General features: G+C 36.3%; 18 protein-coding genes. 9 read left to right on the top strand and 9 right to left on the bottom strand.

The features are described 5' to 3' along the window. Positions 1 to 50: 50 nt before the first annotated feature. Complete coding sequence (locus FJA49_RS08700) at positions 51 to 728, top strand: SDR family NAD(P)-dependent oxidoreductase (protein WP_140000579.1); 678 nt, start codon at positions 51 to 53, stop codon at positions 726 to 728. On the opposite strand, the gene FJA49_RS08695 is transcribed toward FJA49_RS08700, so the two are convergent. Both FJA49_RS08695 and FJA49_RS08690 read right to left on the bottom strand, forming a co-directional pair. Continuing rightward, the gene (locus tag FJA49_RS08695; RefSeq protein ID WP_158629469.1) at positions 717 to 1,424 is read right to left on the bottom strand and encodes a VanW family protein; all 708 of its coding nucleotides are present in this window, start codon (positions 1,422 to 1,424) and stop codon (positions 717 to 719) included. The genes FJA49_RS08700 and FJA49_RS08695 overlap by 12 nt on opposite strands. Then, the gene (locus FJA49_RS08690) at positions 1,421 to 2,101 is read right to left on the bottom strand and encodes a class I SAM-dependent methyltransferase (protein ID WP_199758375.1); all 681 of its coding nucleotides are present in this window, start codon (positions 2,099 to 2,101) and stop codon (positions 1,421 to 1,423) included. The genes FJA49_RS08695 and FJA49_RS08690 overlap by 4 nt, the downstream gene beginning before the upstream one ends. A 47-nt stretch (positions 2,102 to 2,148) precedes the next feature. Here FJA49_RS08690 and FJA49_RS08685 point away from each other — a divergent pair, with 47 nt between their 5' ends. The 7 genes from FJA49_RS08685 to FJA49_RS18490 all read left to right on the top strand — a co-directional run bounded on the left by FJA49_RS08685 (position 2,149) and on the right by FJA49_RS18490 (position 8,196). Beyond that, positions 2,149 to 2,760, top strand: a complete 612-nt coding sequence (locus FJA49_RS08685; protein ID WP_140000577.1) for a SprT-like domain-containing protein — start codon at positions 2,149 to 2,151, stop codon at positions 2,758 to 2,760. 70 nt (positions 2,761 to 2,830) lie between these two features. Beyond that, the gene (locus FJA49_RS08680; RefSeq protein WP_140000576.1) at positions 2,831 to 3,889 is read left to right on the top strand and encodes a mannose-1-phosphate guanylyltransferase; all 1,059 of its coding nucleotides are present in this window, start codon (positions 2,831 to 2,833) and stop codon (positions 3,887 to 3,889) included. A gap of 134 nt (positions 3,890 to 4,023) precedes the next feature. Then, positions 4,024 to 4,596, top strand: coding sequence for a Crp/Fnr family transcriptional regulator (locus tag FJA49_RS08675; RefSeq protein ID WP_199758374.1), 573 nt, complete (start codon positions 4,024 to 4,026; stop codon positions 4,594 to 4,596). Positions 4,597 to 4,669: 73 nt separating this feature from the next. Beyond that, on the top strand, positions 4,670 to 5,149 hold the full coding sequence (locus FJA49_RS08670; protein WP_199758373.1) for an SRPBCC domain-containing protein: 480 nt from the start codon (positions 4,670 to 4,672) through the stop codon (positions 5,147 to 5,149). Between the two features lie 229 nt (positions 5,150 to 5,378). Further along, the gene (locus FJA49_RS08665; RefSeq protein ID WP_199758372.1) at positions 5,379 to 5,846 is read left to right on the top strand and encodes a GyrI-like domain-containing protein; all 468 of its coding nucleotides are present in this window, start codon (positions 5,379 to 5,381) and stop codon (positions 5,844 to 5,846) included. Positions 5,847 to 6,017: 171 nt separating this feature from the next. Next, complete coding sequence (locus FJA49_RS08660) at positions 6,018 to 6,602, top strand: Crp/Fnr family transcriptional regulator (protein ID WP_140000574.1); 585 nt, start codon at positions 6,018 to 6,020, stop codon at positions 6,600 to 6,602. A 79-nt stretch (positions 6,603 to 6,681) separates the two neighbouring features. Then, on the top strand, positions 6,682 to 8,196 hold the full coding sequence (locus FJA49_RS18490) for an alpha/beta fold hydrolase (RefSeq protein ID WP_199758371.1): 1,515 nt from the start codon (positions 6,682 to 6,684) through the stop codon (positions 8,194 to 8,196). 78 nt (positions 8,197 to 8,274) lie between these two features. On the opposite strand, the gene FJA49_RS08650 is transcribed toward FJA49_RS18490, so the two are convergent. The 6 genes from FJA49_RS08650 to FJA49_RS08625 all read right to left on the bottom strand — a co-directional run bounded on the left by FJA49_RS08650 (position 8,275) and on the right by FJA49_RS08625 (position 12,903). Continuing rightward, positions 8,275 to 9,066, bottom strand: a complete 792-nt coding sequence (locus FJA49_RS08650) for an ABC transporter ATP-binding protein (protein WP_140000573.1) — start codon at positions 9,064 to 9,066, stop codon at positions 8,275 to 8,277. Beyond that, positions 9,063 to 9,812 (bottom strand): MlaE family ABC transporter permease, encoded by a 750-nt coding sequence (locus tag FJA49_RS08645; protein ID WP_140000572.1) that lies wholly within the window; start codon positions 9,810 to 9,812, stop codon positions 9,063 to 9,065. The genes FJA49_RS08650 and FJA49_RS08645 overlap by 4 nt, the downstream gene beginning before the upstream one ends. A 91-nt stretch (positions 9,813 to 9,903) precedes the next feature. Next, a complete protein-coding gene (locus FJA49_RS08640) occupies positions 9,904 to 10,752 on the bottom strand; it encodes a glycosyltransferase (RefSeq protein ID WP_140000571.1) in 849 nt (282 codons plus the stop codon). 11 nt (positions 10,753 to 10,763) lie between these two features. Further along, positions 10,764 to 11,288: a methyltransferase domain-containing protein gene (locus FJA49_RS08635; RefSeq protein WP_140000570.1), complete on the bottom strand. Its 525-nt coding sequence runs from the start codon at positions 11,286 to 11,288 to the stop codon at positions 10,764 to 10,766. Between the two features lie 51 nt (positions 11,289 to 11,339). After that, entirely contained in the window at positions 11,340 to 12,398 is a 1,059-nt protein-coding gene (locus FJA49_RS08630) for a 3-oxoacyl-ACP synthase III family protein (protein ID WP_140000569.1), read from the bottom strand. Positions 12,399 to 12,528: 130 nt separating this feature from the next. Beyond that, on the bottom strand, positions 12,529 to 12,903 hold the full coding sequence (locus FJA49_RS08625) for a group III truncated hemoglobin (RefSeq protein ID WP_140000568.1): 375 nt from the start codon (positions 12,901 to 12,903) through the stop codon (positions 12,529 to 12,531). Between the two features lie 119 nt (positions 12,904 to 13,022). Here FJA49_RS08625 and FJA49_RS08620 point away from each other — a divergent pair, with 119 nt between their 5' ends. After that, positions 13,023 to 13,547 carry a hypothetical protein gene (locus FJA49_RS08620; protein WP_140000567.1) on the top strand — a complete coding sequence of 175 codons (525 nt, stop codon included), beginning with the start codon at positions 13,023 to 13,025 and terminating at the stop codon, positions 13,545 to 13,547. 64 nt (positions 13,548 to 13,611) lie between these two features. Here FJA49_RS08620 and gcvP read toward each other — a convergent pair whose 3' ends face one another. Next, a complete protein-coding gene (gene gcvP / locus FJA49_RS08615; RefSeq protein WP_140000566.1) occupies positions 13,612 to 16,461 on the bottom strand; it encodes an aminomethyl-transferring glycine dehydrogenase in 2,850 nt (949 codons plus the stop codon). Between the last annotated feature and the right edge of the window lie 130 nt (positions 16,462 to 16,591).

The raw sequence follows: 16,591 nt of genomic DNA, 5'->3' as shown, positions 1-16,591 counted from the left end.
AAAAATAGAACTTAATAATGCAAAGAAAGCTTTGCGCTATAAAAATTAAAATGAAAAACATTATCATAACAGGAACGAGTAGAGGAATTGGTTACGAATTGGCTTTATTATTTGCCAATGCTGGCCATCAGGTTTTGGCTATTTCCAGAAAAACACCTCAGGCATTAATAGAAAATCCAAATATCACCTGTCTTTCTGTCGACCTGTCTAAAGAAGATGATCTGGCTAAAATTGAAAACTTTCTTTCTTCCACATGGAAACAGGTAGATGCAATTGTCCATAATGCAGGAGCTTTATTATTAAAGCCGTTTTCCGAAACATCAACACAAGATTTTGAGAAAATTTATAAGGTAAATGTTTTTGGAGTTGCTTCTCTGACCCGAATCTCATTGCCTTATTTGAAACCGGGAAGCCATGTGGTGACTATCAGCAGTATGGGAGGGATACAAGGCAGTATGAAATTTGCCGGGCTTTCGGCTTACAGTTCCAGTAAAGGAGCCGTAATAACACTTTCTGAATTGCTTTCTGAAGAATATAAAGAAAGAGGAATTTCGTTTAACGTATTGGCTTTAGGATCTGTGCAGACTGAAATGCTTGCCGAAGCTTTTCCAGGCTATCAGGCTCCGCTTTCGGCAAAAGAAATGGCAGATTATATTTATGATTTTACCTTAAAAGGGAATAAGTTTTATAACGGAAAAGTGCTGCAGGTATCTTCATCAACTCCTTAATTTGTTATAGAAAGAAATAGCGACTTTTTTATTCTCTATAAAAGTAACCACTTCTGTTTTTTTGCCTTTGTCAATAGTATTGAAAGTCACGTGGTGCTCTTCAATTTCTTTATGACTGTTCAATGAACAGCTAATATGGGAACCTTCAATTTCGATTTTGAATTGAATCGGAAAGTCAGTGTTGTTTTTAATCCGAAGGTCTTTGTATCCGTAAACAACAGTAGCATCGGCACCTAAAGGAGTAAAACGATCCTCTTCGGAATAAATGTCGACAGAATGGTTGTGTCTTTCCAATATCTGGAGATTGGCAGTCAGTGCCGTATGGTAAATGATTCCAGAAAGCTGACAAAGTCCGCCGCCAACTTCTTCAGAAATTTTTTGATTTACGATGTTTCTTCCTTTTTTAAAACCGTTTTTTTCAGAAGGATATCCCACTGTCTTCCAAAAGGAAAACAGTTCGTCCGGATAGATACAAATTTCATTAATTGTTTTGAAAGCAAGTTTCAGATTATGGATTTTGTTCTCTAAAAAAGTTCCCTTTTTTATTTCTTGCTCAATTGTAATAGAGAAACCCGACACGTTTTCTTGTGGCCTTTTTTTAGCAAAACGATTTTTAGAAATAAATTTCAGATCGGTAATTTGTCTTTTTATTACCCTGAATTTCAGCTTTACGACAGTTGGGATAAATTTTTTCACCTTTGTGCTTTTTCTAATTCAATGACGAGATAGGAAGAATACTCTTTGAGAAAGGTTTTACAAAAAAGAGTATCGATTTTTTGCAATAAAGGTCGCATTGTAGAAGGAAACCTATGAATAGGGAAAAAAAGTATTCCTTGATACTGTTTTATTTTCCAGTCCGATTTTATAAGGTTTTCGATGTCTTTTATCGAAAGAGCATTAGCACCATGCCAGCCTTTGTTTTTGTAATTGAAAAGCCGTCTTCTTTTTTGAGAAGGAAAATCGAAAATCAATCTGCCGTTCTCTTTTAATTTTTGATGTGATTCACTAAGAAAATCCGTTACAGCGGGCTTGTCTAAATGCATCAGAACATGAAAAGAAAATAGAATATCAAAAAAAGCATTCGGATGTGGAATTTCGGAAACACTACCCAGATTGATGTTTTTATCTGGGAATTTTCCCTTAGCTATTTCGATCATTTTTGGACTGATGTCTACACCATGACTTGCATAATCTAGAAATCTTCCTGTTCCGCAACCCAAATCCAGAATGTTATTAGAGTTAATTGGAGGCAAGTTCTTTTTGAGATAGGCTCTTTCCTGTATGTCAATATAGGTGCCGTAGGAGTTTCCAAACCTATTTTGGTCGTAGGTTGATGCTAATTCATCATAATATGTTTTTATTTCTTCAATCATATTCTAAATGTATAGCTTTTCTACCAAAAATAAATAAATTTGTAATAATGAGTGAAGTCCTGTCAAAATATCTGCCTGAGCATGCTGTGGAACCTTGTTTCGAGTTGATTAAGGCCAATGAAGTCCATCTTAAAATTGTCAATGAACGCGTAACACGTCATGGTGATTATAGAAAAGGTCCGGGCGGGAAACATGAAATTACTGTAAATTCCAGTCTGAATAAGTACAAGTTTTTGATGACGCTGATTCATGAAATTGCACATCTTGTAGCCTTTCAAAAATTTGGCAGGAATATTAAGCCTCACGGTAACGAATGGAAATATACCTTCCAGCAGTTAATGGTGCCTTTTATCCGGCCTGAAATTTTTCCGAGTCATATCTTGCCGCTAATGGCGAGACATTTCAGAAATCCTGCGGCAAGTAGCGATACTGACGCAACTTTGTCTTTGGCTTTAAAGCAATTTGACAAAGAAAATGACAAAAGTTATATTTTTGAGATACCTTACGGAAGTCTTTTCAGAATTCATAACGGAAAAATATTTAAAAAAGGAGCTCAGAGAATCAAAAGGTTTGAATGTCAGGAAGTAAGCACGGGAAGAACCTATCTGTTTAGTCCCAATGCTGAAGTTGAGCTTTTGCCAACTGGTGTTAAATGTTGATTAAACGATTTTGATTTAAATTTAGAAATAAGAATATTTACATAGAGATTGTATAAACTCTTAATCCAAGATGAATAAAAACTATTATGCCATATTAATGGCTGGAGGTGTCGGCTCACGATTTTGGCCGGTTAGTACCAGCGAATTTCCAAAACAGTTCCATGATATGTTGGGAACAGGTGAAACCCTGATTCAAAAAACATTCGGGAGACTGTCCAAATTGATACCGGAAGAAAATATTTTTATTCTGACCAATGAAAGATACAATGACTTGGTTTTAAATCAGCTTCCACAGGTAAGCCAGGAACAGGTTTTGTTGGAGCCGGCTATGAGAAATACGGCGCCTTGTATCTTATATGCTTCACTAAAGATAAAAAAAATAAATCCTGATGCTGTTATGGTTGTGGCTCCAAGCGATCATTGGATTGAAGACGAAACCGCATTCATAAGTAATTTGCAAACCGCTTTTGACTTCTGTGAAAAAGATAATGCCTTGATGACTTTGGGGATTCAGCCTACTTTTCCAAATACGGGTTTTGGCTACATCGAATATGACAAATCGGATGAGAATAATATAAAAAAAGTAAGCCAGTTTCGTGAAAAACCGGATTATGAAACAGCAAAAGAGTTTTTAAAGAGCGGTAATTTTGTTTGGAATGCTGGAATATTTATCTGGAGTGCAAAATCAATTATACAGGCTTTTGAAACATTCCAGCCACAGATGTATAATCTGTTTATGCTTGGCTACGACACTTATAATTCAAGCCTTGAAAAAGTTTTTATTGAAGAGAATTATGCCGAATCAGAAAACATTTCGATTGATTATGCTGTCATGGAAAAGGCATCAAACGTATTTGTACTTCCGGCAACTTTTGATTGGAATGATTTGGGAACCTGGGGTTCATTGTATGAAAAACTTCCAAAAGATAATCAGCTGAATGCAGTCGTAAATGCTTCCGTTTTTCTGGAAAATGCTTCTAATAATATTATCCGTACCGATGCCAAAAAATTAATCGTTATTGATGGATTAAACGATTATATTATTGTTGATAAAGAAGATGTGCTGTTGATTTATCCTAAGGGAAAAGAACAGGAAATAAAAAGAATTAGAGAAATTATGAATAAATAAAAAAGAGGCTGTCTGAATAGAACAGCCTCTTTTTTTATCCAATTTTTCGTTTCGCCTCGAAAGAAAGGTCTGCAGATATTCAATTGATAAAGACTTTATGGCGAAATTCAGTATATTCCCAAAAAAGAAACAGAATGACAGAATTTGAAATCAGCCTGAAACAACACTTCGGAATTGTTGACACAGAAGAATTAAAAGCCATGACATCTTTATTTGAGCCTGAGTTATTAAAGAAAGGAGATCTTTTTTTGGAAACGGGCAAAAAATGTGACCGATTAAGTTTTATCCAATCCGGTTTTTTGAGAATTTTTCTTGAAACTGAAACCAAAGAAATTACGCAATGGATTTCTACAAAAGGGTACTTCGTTACCGATTTATCCAGTTTTATTTTTGAGCAGCCGGCCCGTTGGACCATTCAGGCATTAACCGATGTAGAAATTTATACTATAAGGAAAAGCAAATATGATAAGATAAAAACGGTTCTTCCGAAATGGCCTGAGTTGGAGAAACTGTTTATCGTGCATTGCTTTACAACACTCGAAGACAGAATTTTTAGTCATCTTTCTATGACCGCAGAAGAACGCTATTACTTTTTCTTCGAAAACAATAAAGAATTATTCAATCAGGTTCCTCTACAGTACATTGCCTCAATGCTTGGAATGACACCTGAAACTTTTAGCCGGATAAGGAAAAAGCAATTTTCTTAAATTCTTGATTTTTGTCAAGCCGATATCGTTATACAAAACAGACCTTTGTGATGTTCAATTAAACGCCACACCAATGAAAAATCTATTTTTAGTATCAGCAACCCTTTTGATGAGTATAACAGTTATGGCAAAAGAAATCAAAACAGAAATCGTTATTCAGGCAACACCCGAAAAAATTTGGTCAATCCTTAGCGATTTTGAAAACTACCCGAATTGGAATCCTTTTATAAATACCATAGAAGGCAATGCTGCTATAGGTAATAAAATCAAGGTTAGTATTCATCCACCTGGTGGGAAGAAAATGACTTTCAGACCCATCGTAATTACTAAAATAGACGAAAAGGAATTCAGCTGGCGCGGCAAGTTGCTAGTTAGAGGGCTGTTTGACGGAGAACATAAATTCGAGCTTAGAGACAATAAAGACGGAACTGTAACATTCATCCAGAGCGAAAAGTTTAAAGGTCTGTTTGTATGGATGTTCAATCCGAAGAAAACGGAAGATGGCTTTAATCGAATGAATGAGAAATTAAAGGAGCTTGCAGAAAAGGAGTAATATGGATTAGGAAGTTGCGCAATGTTATCTAATCATACCGAATTGAGAAGCTATTATGATTATTTACAAATAATATTGTATGCTCCTGACATAGGGTTGTCACTGCTACATTTTACATTTGTTCTGTAATCAAAATAATAGAGCAATGAAAAGATTTTATAGTTTACTGTTTTTATCATTGATGTTCGTATCCGCAACTGCTCAAATTCAAACAAAAACTCCTAAAACTATGGACGATCAAACAATCCAACGATTTCACGTAATCGGAATTTCGACTAGAACAACTAATCAAAACGGACAAGCCGGCAAAGATATCGAAGCACTGTGGGGTAAATTTTGGAATGAAGAAATTCAAAAACAAATTCCGAACAAAGTCAGTGATGAAATTTATGCTGTTTATACGGATTATGAAACCGATTTTACCGGTGCTTATACTACAATCATAGGTTTGCCAGTTAGCTCTTTAGAAAATATTCCAGATGGATTTGTAGGTCTGACTATCGAAACTATGTCTTACAAGAAGTTTGTTTCAAAAGGTAAAATGCCTGAAGCAGTCATTAACACCTGGCTGGAAATATGGGCAAATAAAGAACTTAATTTAAAGCGTGCTTACAAGGCCGATTTTACCGTTCACGGAAAGAAATACTATGACGGAAATAATGCAGAAGTAGAAACTTTTATATCTGTAAAAGAATAATTTGTTTGAGTGAACTCTTGAATTGGAGAAGAATATAAGCTTCAGACAAATGGGGCAGCAGGGGAGTTGGCTTCAGCTTTATATTTTCAATTAATTTTTGTATTTTTAGCTAAAGCCTAATTCTTGTTGATTGGTAAAACTGTACTTTTAACCTATTAAGATATAAGCCTGTTGGAGAAAAAAGAACCAATACATACAACATTAGATAAATTTCAGATTGTTTCTTCATTCTCAAAGGAGTTGTTTATACAGCGGGCACAAATCACTGAATTGCCGAAAAATAAAATTATTTTTATCGAAGGCAAGAAAAATCAATCAGAATATTTACTGCTTTCAGGAGTAGCGCACCGCTACAATATTTCGGATAAAGGAGATATTGTTACGACAGGATTCTATATGTCAGATTCCGTAATCACACCTCATTTTGCGAGAACCCATAAAGGAAAAAATATTTTCAGTTTACAGACTTTGACCGAAGCTGTCATTGCAGAAATCCCAGTTAAAGAATTGGATTACCTACGGTATAGCAACGATGAGTTTCAAGCATTCGGACAACGAATCATAGAGACTGAACTCGCTAATAATTTTTTCAATGAAGTTGTCTTTCGTTCCTATAATGCCAAAGAGCGACTTCTTGCTTTGCGGAAACAATTTCCTAATCTTGAAAACCTGGTTCCCCATACTATTATTGCTTCTTATGTAGGTATTACAAAAGTCTCATTTAGCAGGTTGAGAAATGAGTTGACCAGAGAATAATACACTTTTATCAAATGATAACGGTTTACTATTTTGCCGGACTCATATTTGTACCATTAATCTATAAAAAACACAAAAGATGAAATGGTATAAAACAGCATTATTGATTATGCTGACAACTAATGTCTATAGTCAGAGTAAAAAACAATTAGAATTATTTGCGGTAGGAGGTTTGCAAACGAACACTTTTGATTCCGGATTTAATACGAATGTTAGTGCCAATATAAATTCTTTTGGTTTAGGAGCGGGAAGTCATTTTTATACGGGTAACTTTTTTTTAGGAACAACATTCCAATTCTTTAATGGTTCACAGAAAAACTTGGAGTATAAGCTCTCCCTTTCAGGAATGAATTCTACTTTTTCTATGGGGTATAATCTACTCCATCATAATAAATTAAAATTGGCACCGAGTATAGGACTTGCCAACTTCGCTAATAAGGTAATCAGAGATGATATGAAAAATAACAAATCAGAGTATTTTGATAAAAATAATTTTGGATTTGTTCCTGCTCTTGATTTTTCATACATCAATTCCACAGGGGTGTTTTATGGGGCAAGGGTAGGCTCTACTATAACAATGAATGGTGGGAATCCGTGGAAAAATGGAATTGATAAAAACGCATCAGTATTCAAGGATAATACAAATTCATTTTTTATTCAGATTAAGCTTGGTGGAGTTATCGACATAAAAAAGAAAGAAATGCCAGCAGAAACCAAACATACAAACGTTCAATTACTGCAAAAAAATACGAACATGAATACTTCTATAGTCAACAATAATAGAGATAAATTATACACTATAATTTATCCGAATCCTGATAAAGAAACCATCATCTTATTGCATGGCGGGCCAGGTTTTCCAAGTGACCTGACAGAGGTTGTCAATTCTTTAAAAGACAGTTTTCAAGTCATTGCGTTTCATCAAAGAGGAACAAAAAAATCGCCTTGTGCAAGCAAAGATTATTCAATGGAAGCGTATTTGAGCGATGTGGAAGCAATTCGGAAATTTTATCAGATTGATAAGTTCCATTTATGGGGACATTCTTGGGGTGGACTTTATGCTCAAATTTATGCTGAAAAATATGCTGATAATTTGCTGAGCCTTTTTTTATGCAGTCCCGGTTCCGGAACCAATATTCAGTGGAAGCAAACCGAAAAAGAAGTAATGCAGCTGAATAAATCGAAAACTACCGGCTGGCAATGGACAAAAATGGGCATGAATAGCTTCTTTGGAATGTTGGGAAGTGATAAGGCCTATCAACGTCTTTTCAAACAGGTAATGAAAAACTACAATGATGGATTTATACCAACAGGCAGTTCTGATATCAGCGAAGATTTTGATTTGTTGAAAGCAGTTCCCGTCAATAAAACAAGACCTGAAATTGTAAAATATCCGCTGTTAACAGGATTGTCGGATCCGGATTTTAGAATAACCATTCTATATGGAGACCAGGATATCTATAAAACTAGTAAAAACTTTGTGATTGATCGTTATCCTACCGCAAAGGTATTTACGGTTTTAAATTCAGGCCATATTCCCTGGTTGCACAACCCGGAGGCTTATAAAGATATTATTGCCAATCATTATCAGTAATAGAAGATTGTGTAGCCGTTTTGTACAGACTAAATACAGACCAAGGAATTATCCTGGTCTGTATTTTATATTTCAAGACTAAGCTTTATTTTCTTTCTCTTCATCTTCTGCGTCTGCAAGAAGACTTTCACGTACTTTTTTGAATAGGTCAGATGAATACACGAACTCAACAATTGACTTGTTTTTTGTTTCTAAAATTTCTTCATTAGTTCCTTCCCATTCTTTTATTCCGTTTTTCAGGAACACGATTTTTTCTCCAATCTGTAAAACGGAGTTCATATCGTGTGTGTTGATGACAGTTGTCATATTGTATTCTTTCGTGATTTCCTGAATCAGTACATCAATCAATATTGAAGTTTCCGGATCCAATCCAGAGTTAGGTTCATCACAAAAAAGATATTTAGGGTTGTTTACGATAGCTCTTGCAATTGCAACACGCTTCTGCATTCCCCCTGAAATTTCTGAAGGATATTTATTGTTGGCATCGACAAGATTTACTCTTTCAAGTACCTCGTTTACACGGTCACGTATTTCATTTTTCTTCTTGTTGGTAAACATCTTTAGAGGGAAACCAACATTTTCCTCAACCGTCATGGAATCGAATAGGGCACTTCCTTGAAATACCATTCCGATTTCAGTTCTCAGCTCTCTTTTTTCATCTTTAGACAGTTCGGAATAAACTCTCCCATTGAAAGAAATTGTGCCTTCGTCAGGAGTGTGGATTCCAAGCAATGTTTTAAGCAACACAGTCTTTCCTGAGCCGCTTCGCCCAATAATAAGATTGGTTTTTCCAGCCTCAAAAGTGGTTGAAATTCCTTTTAATATCTGTGAATCGCCAAATGACTTTTTTATATCTTTTACTTCGATCATGAGCTTAAAAGTAATTGTGTTAGAATATAGTTCATGAGAATCACCACGACACTCGTCCATACGAAGGAAACGGTACTGGCTTTACCAACTTCCAAAGCTCCACCTTTCATATAATAACCATGAAACGAAGGGATAGTTGCCAAAATAATAGCATAAACAATTGTTTTTATAAAGGCATACACAATATGGAATGGGATAAATTCTGTCTGCAGACCTGTGATAAACTCATCACTTGAGGTCAGGTTTCCATATACGGAGGCCATATAACCGCCTAAAATTCCCAAAAACATACTCAAGGCAATAACAAAAGGATAAAGCATCAAGGCAACGATTTTTGGAAATACAAGATAGTTGAGTGAATTAACTCCCATTACTTCCAGAGCGTCGATTTGCTCTGTTACTCTCATTGTTCCGATGCTGGAAGTAATAAACGATCCAACTTTTCCAGCCATGATTATGGAAATAAATGTAGGAGCAAACTCCAGGATAACGGATTGCCTGGTGGCAAAAGCGATCAGGGTTTTCGGAATCAAAGGGTTTGTCAGGTTCAATGCAGTCTGGATTGCAACAACACCTCCAATAAAGAATGAAATAAAAGAAACAATTCCTAAAGATCCGATAATCAAATCGTCAATTTCCTTCAGAATGAGCTGTTTCATATAGGACCATTTTGTAGGTTTGTTGAAGATTTCCTTCAACATAATAAAATAGCGTCCTATCTGGGTTAAGTATCGAATTATCATTATGAGTTTCTAAATAATGGCTAAAATACGAAATTTGTCAAGAGTAGCTGGTTTTGCTTTGCGAGTTTTTTAACTAATAAATAGTTGCAGCAAATCACAGTAATTTTTCTTTCATTTTTTTCAAGCGGTAGTCTCTGATGAATTTGGCCTGCTCTTTGGTTACCAGTAGAGGCTTCTTCTCAGATTTGGCTTTTAGAAAGCCTTTGATATAATCAAAAAACAAAAAGGGTTTCTTTTTTAGCATAGCCAGTTTAGCAGATGCTATGGACGTAATAAAAAAGCCATAACCCAAAGTATAGAAAGCTTCGCCTTGTTTATAGCGTGCCGTTTTATTGTAATTAGCACCGGTTGGCTTTAGGTGTTTTACTTTTAAAGATTTGTCTGTTACGACTTTCCATCCATAAAATTTACATAACAATTCGTCGACGGTATCCCAACCCATGGCAGGTTTAAGTGTACCGATTTGAAGAAAACATTCTTTGCGATAGGCTTTGAAAGCGCCCCGGATATGATCTTTGTCGGTCAGGTTTTCAAGAATCCAATCGCCATTTTTTTCGATATAGGCAAAACCGCCCGCCATTCCTATTTTAGGATCCGATTTGAAAATATTGAGAATCGTTTCAAAATAGTTTTCCGGTAGAATTAGATCGGCATCCAGTTTTACAATAATGTCATAATCAGCATCCAGAGTTTCATATCCTTTATGAAAAGCCTGAATGACTTTGCTTCCGGGAAGATGAATGGCTTCGGATGTTTTTTGTACAAGATCTATAAACGGATATTGAGCTGCAAATTCCCTGACAATTGTTGAGGTACTATCGGTTGAATTGTCGTCTACCACAACCACTTTTGCAGGAGGAAGGGTTTGTTCAACCAATGACTGCAATGTCAGCGTAATAAATGCTTCTTCGTTATGAGCCGGAATGACGATATAATAGTTCATAATATCAGGAATTATTTTACTTTCTCTGCGTAAACTATATAGTATCGGTTAGTGAATCTTCGCAATAAAGGCCTGATACCAAACTTTTTTACCGGATTTGCCCATTTTTGGCGATCCAGTATTTTCCATCCGGTTTTTTCCAATAGCCAATCCAACTGCCAGTCTTCAAATTCATGATAATGGCGATCCCACATATCGGTTTTGCTTCGGTAAGCAGGAGAAAACCAAAGACGTAGCGGGATTGAAATAAATAATTTATCGGACTTTATATTTTGCAGTACGGTATACGGGTTCAGCAAATGCTCAAAAATTTCAAATGCCGTTGTAACAGTATATTGCTGTGACTTTAGTGCTGTCTGATTATTGTCAAGATCCTCTCCGGTAGTGTTTATGACCTGGAACCCGTTTTCTTTCATGATTTTAGAGAACGGATTTTCAACTCCTAAATCCAGGATTGTTTCTGATGAATTGATATGCTTGTTTAAAAAATCAAGCGTGTGCTTGAATCTTTTTTGTGGAAAAGTTTTTTCGTACATCTGGTATCAAGTTTAAGGCTTCGAGCAATGAAGCCAGAAACCGAACTTTTGTTATAGTCGATACGTAAATGCATTAACATTCATGCCCGCACCAACGGATGCAAAGATAATAACATCTCCTTTATGAAGTTCCTGATTTTCGATTTTTCCTTTAATCAACAAATCATATAATGTTGGAACGGTAGCCACGCTGCTGTTTCCTAATTTGTGGATGCTCATTGGCATAACATCTTTTGGCGGAACTGCCTTGAAGAGTTTATAAAATCGGTTAATGATTGCCTCATCCATTTTTTCATTGGCTTGGTGGATCAGGACTTTTTTGACTTCCGAAATGTCTATCCCGCTTTTTTCAAGACAACTTTTCATCGCCATTGGAACCTGACTTAAGGCAAATTCATAAATTTTTCGTCCAAACATTTTAATATAACGTACATCCGGATCCAGTTCCTTATTATAGGACTTTCCAAAAAACAGATAATTTGCTTCTTCGTATGCAAATGTGGCACTTTCGTAGGATAACAGACCTTCATTTTCTTCTGTGCCTTCAACGATAGTAGCTCCAGCACCGTCAGCATAAATCATGGAATCGCGGTCGTGAGGGTCTAAAACTCTTGAAAGTGTTTCAGCGCCAATTACCAAGCAGCGTTTTCCCATTCCTGATTTGATAAAGGCATTAGCCTGAAGTATGCCTTCAATCCAGCCCGGACATCCGAAAAGAATATCATAGGCTACACATTTTGGGTTCTTTATCTGAAGTTTATGTTTGATTCTCGAAGCAAGGCTTGGCAGAATATCGGATTGGATTTTTCCATATTGTACATCACCAAAGTTATGGGCTACTATAATATAGTCAATCGTTTCTGCATCAATGTTTGCATCTGCTATAGCTCTTTGTGAGGCTAGAAAGCCAATGTCTGAAGCCAGCAGATTTTTTTCTGCATAACGACGTTCTTCTATTCCCGTGATGTCTTTAAATTTTTCAATAATGAGTTCTGTTGGATGCGATAAAGGCTCACTATTATCGTCCAGAAAAATATGATTATCAAAATCGTGATTGGCGACTTTGATTTCTGGGATGTAGCTGCCAGAACCTATAATTTTTATGTTCATTACCGAAAGATTATTGTTTTTTGCTAATGTATTAAAAATTAACGCTCTTCATGGTAAAAAAGTATTATGCATGCATACAATTATGAAATAGTCATTTTTGGGTCTTGATAATTAAGAATATGATTTTATTTTAAGCAGATTTATGCAGTTTAACTTGTATTACGGTTGCAATGGAAAGTGCCTTGGTTTTGATTTTTTCTGAATTTTCTCCTGAAAAGTTTTCATCTACAGTCAGATAAAATGTATCAAGCCAGATTTTGAAATGCTCTGCAGTCAATTTTGATTTCTCATTAAGATCCAAATGGAGTTTCAGCACGTTGTTTTTGTAATTGCCCCTGCCAAACAGACTGAGATTCCAGAAATCAACAATAATAGGTAAATGATGCTCCATATCTATTTTGGCAACTTCGGTAAACAGATAGTTGATGGCTTTATTTTGAAGCAATTTTTGATAAAAATTGTCCATCAGTAGGGTTAAATCTTCACGATTTTCAAGGTCTTTCATGGCTTTCTTAGTGAGTTTTAAAATTAGCTTAATAATTGATTAAGAAAAAATAGCAGGAGTTTTTTTTGTAAGCAAAAACCTTATATTTGTTCCAAAATCAACAATCAATATCAAAAAAAATGAAAAAAAGTATTTTATTGTTACTATTATTAATGACTTCATCATTAATTTTTGCGCAATCAGACAAAATTTTTAAACACAATGGAGAAACCGTTAATGGAAAAGTTGTGCGTTTGGACGAATATGTAATAGTATTCAAATATGATGGCGAAGATGCTGAAAACTCAATAGGAAAATATGCTATTGAAAAAATAGTTTACGGCAAAAGCGGAAGGGTTGAAGAAGTTTCCGAAAAGATTGATGTTAACTCAGAGAATGATTGGGAAAAAGTAGTTATCCTTGAGGAAAAATCGTATATCGCCGGATTGAAAAAAGGAGGAGAGGTAAGAGGTAAGACTGCCCTTATCAATTTCCAGACTGGGAATACAGGCGATAAAAAAGCGGAGAAAAAGCTAAAAATGGAAGCCGCTAAATTAGGATGTCCTTTTATCCTGCTTACTTCTGATAAGACTACTGTAGGAGATAGCTCAAATGCTATGGGTGGTACGCAAGCTATTAAAAAAGGTGTTGCTTACAAATACTAATAAGTATCCAAAATAAAAAAAGCCGATAGTCAACTATCGGCTTTTTTGTTGTATAAGATGTCTGTTAGCTTTCCATGTAGGCTTCAATTGGAGCACAGGAACAAACTAAGTTTCTGTCACCATATGCGTCGTCAACTCTGCGAACAGATGGCCAGAATTTATTTTCAGCAATATATTCCAATGGGAAAGCAGCTTCTTCTCTCGTGTATGGGAAATCCCAAGTATCAGCTGTAAGCATAGCCAATGTATGAGGAGAATTTTTCAAGACATTGTTTTTGTCATCAGCAGAAGCTTTTTCGATTTCTTTTCGGATGGAAATCATCGCATCACAGAAACGGTCTAATTCTTCCAGGTTTTCACTTTCTGTAGGCTCGATCATCAAAGTTCCTGCTACCGGGAAAGAAACTGTAGGTGCATGGAAACCATAATCCATCAAACGCTTGGCGATATCCGTAACTTCAATTCCTTTTTCTTTAAACGGACGACATTCGATAATCATTTCGTGAGCCGCGCGTCCCATTTCTCCAGAATATAAAGTCGCATAATGGCCGTTCAATCTTTCTTTGATATAGTTAGCATTCAAGATAGCGTGCTGTGTTGAGCTTGTCAAGCCTTCAGCACCAAGCATAGTGATGTAACCGTATGAAATCAAGCAAACCAAAGCAGAACCCCATGGAGCCGCAGAAATTGCTGTAATTGCATGCTCTCCGCCTGTAGCGATTACAGGGTTTGTAGGCAAGAATTCTACTAAATGTGGTGCAACACAGATTGGTCCAACACCAGGTCCTCCGCCTCCGTGAGGAATAGCGAAAGTTTTATGCAAGTTCAAGTGACAAACATCAGCTCCAATTGTAGCTGGATTTGTTAGTCCTACCTGAGCATTCATGTTAGCGCCGTCCATATAAACTTGTCCGCCGTTTTCATGAATGATTTTTGTTACTTCAATAATAGAAGCTTCATAAACTCCGTGAGTCGATGGATAAGTTACCATCAAACACGCAAGGTTATCTTTGTATTGGATAGCTTTAGCTCTTAAATCTTCAACATCAATATTTCCGTTTTCAGATGTTTTTGTAACTACAACCTGCATTCCTGCCATAGTTGCTGTTGCCGGATTTGTTCCGTGAGCAGAAGCCGGGATCAAGGCAATGTTTCTATGTGATTCGCCTCTTGACTGGTGGTAAGCGCGAATAACCATCAAACCGGCATATTCTCCTTGTGCACCTGAGTTTGGCTGTAAAGTTGTTCCTGCAAAACCAGTAACAACATTTAGCTGCTGTTCTAGTTTTTTCAACATCGTTTGGTAACCTTCAGCTTGTTCAATAGGGGCAAAAGGGTGTATGTTATTCCAGTTTGCCATGCTTAAAGGCAACATTTCAGCAGCAGCATTCAATTTCATCGTACATGAACCCAAAGAAATCATTGAGTGATTTAGGGCCAAGTCTTTTCTTTCCAGCATTTTGATGTAACGCATTAAAGCTGTTTCTGAATGGTGCTTGTTGAATACTTCATGTGTTAGGAAAGTACTTGTTCTGTTCAAGCTTCCCTGATATTGAACCTGAGCAGCCAATTCAGTTACTTTTATGGTTTCTTTCCCTGCAGCTTCAGCAAAAATAGAAATCATAGTATTGATGTCGGTCAAGCTGGTTGTTTCGTTAAACGAAATTGAAACCGTATCCTTGTCTACATAATAGAAGTTGAATTCGTTTTTCTCAGCAATCGTTTTTACTTTTTGAGCATCTGCTTTTACAACAATAGTATCGAAGAAAGAAGCGTTTGTTTGCTGGATTCCTAATTTGCCTAATGCATCAGCTACAGTTACAGCAGAAGCATGTATTTTTCCGGCAATATAATCTAAGCCTTTTGGACCGTGATATACAGCATACATTCCAGCCATAACCGCCAAAAGAACTTGAGCTGTACAGATGTTAGAAGTCGCTTTTTCACGTTTGATATGCTGTTCACGAGTTTGAAGTGCCATACGAAGTGCACGATTGCCATTGGTGTCAATAGTTACACCAATAATTCTTCCCGGCATACTTCTTTTGTATTCTTCTTTGGTTGCAAAAAAAGCAGCGTGAGGTCCGCCATAACCCATCGGGATTCCGAAACGTTGTGTTGTACCTACTACTACATCTGCTCCCATTTCTCCAGGAGAAGTTAGTTTTACCAAACTCATGATATCAGCAGCAACGGCTACTTTTATTTCATTTGATTTTGCTTGTGCAATGAATGCAGCATAATCATAAACCTGACCGTATTTGCCCGGATATTGAAGAATTGCTCCAAAGAAATCAGTTCCAAATGTGAATTCTTCATGGTTTCCTATTACTAATTCTACACCGATTGGAGTAGAACGAGTTTGTAAAACCGATAATGTTTGCGGTAAAATTTCTTCAGAAACGAAGAATTTGTTTGCGTTGTTCTTTTTCTGGTCGCGGGTTCTTACGTCAAAAAGCAATGCCATAGCCTCTGCAGCGGCAGTTCCTTCGTCAAGAAGAGAAGCATTTGCAATTTCCATTCCTGTTAGTTCGATAACCGTTGTCTGGAAATTCAAAAGAGCCTCTAAACGGCCTTGTGCAATTTCAGCCTGGTAAGGCGTATATGCCGTATACCATCCCGGATTTTCAAAAATATTTCTTTGGATAACTGCAGGAACAATTGCAGGATGATAACCCAAACCAATGTATGACTTGAATACTTTGTTTTTATTTCCTAGTTTTTGAATATGATCTAAATATTCATATTCAGTCATGGCTGGTTCTAAGTTCAGCGGCGCTTTTAGACGGATGTCATCAGGAAGCGTTTCATAGATCAATTGGTCAATTGATTCAACACCAATAGTTTTCAGCATATGCTGCAAATCGTTTTCTCTCGGACCGATGTGTCTTAAAGCAAAAGCATCTGTTTTCATATAATATTGTCGTGGGTTGTTTTTTGTGGCACAAAAATACTTATTAATCTCAGAAATAAATCCTTTTTTAACATGGTTTTTTTAGGAAATTTTCAACGAAAACTCGGTGTTGTTAACAGTTTCGCTATTT

Origin of the sequence: Flavobacterium microcysteis, assembly GCF_006385255.1 — a bacterium.
Taxonomy (GTDB): Bacteria; Bacteroidota; Bacteroidia; order Flavobacteriales; family Flavobacteriaceae; genus Flavobacterium; species Flavobacterium microcysteis.
The sequence above is the reverse complement of the archived record's forward strand: the minus strand, read 5'-3'. Positions and strand labels throughout refer to the sequence as shown.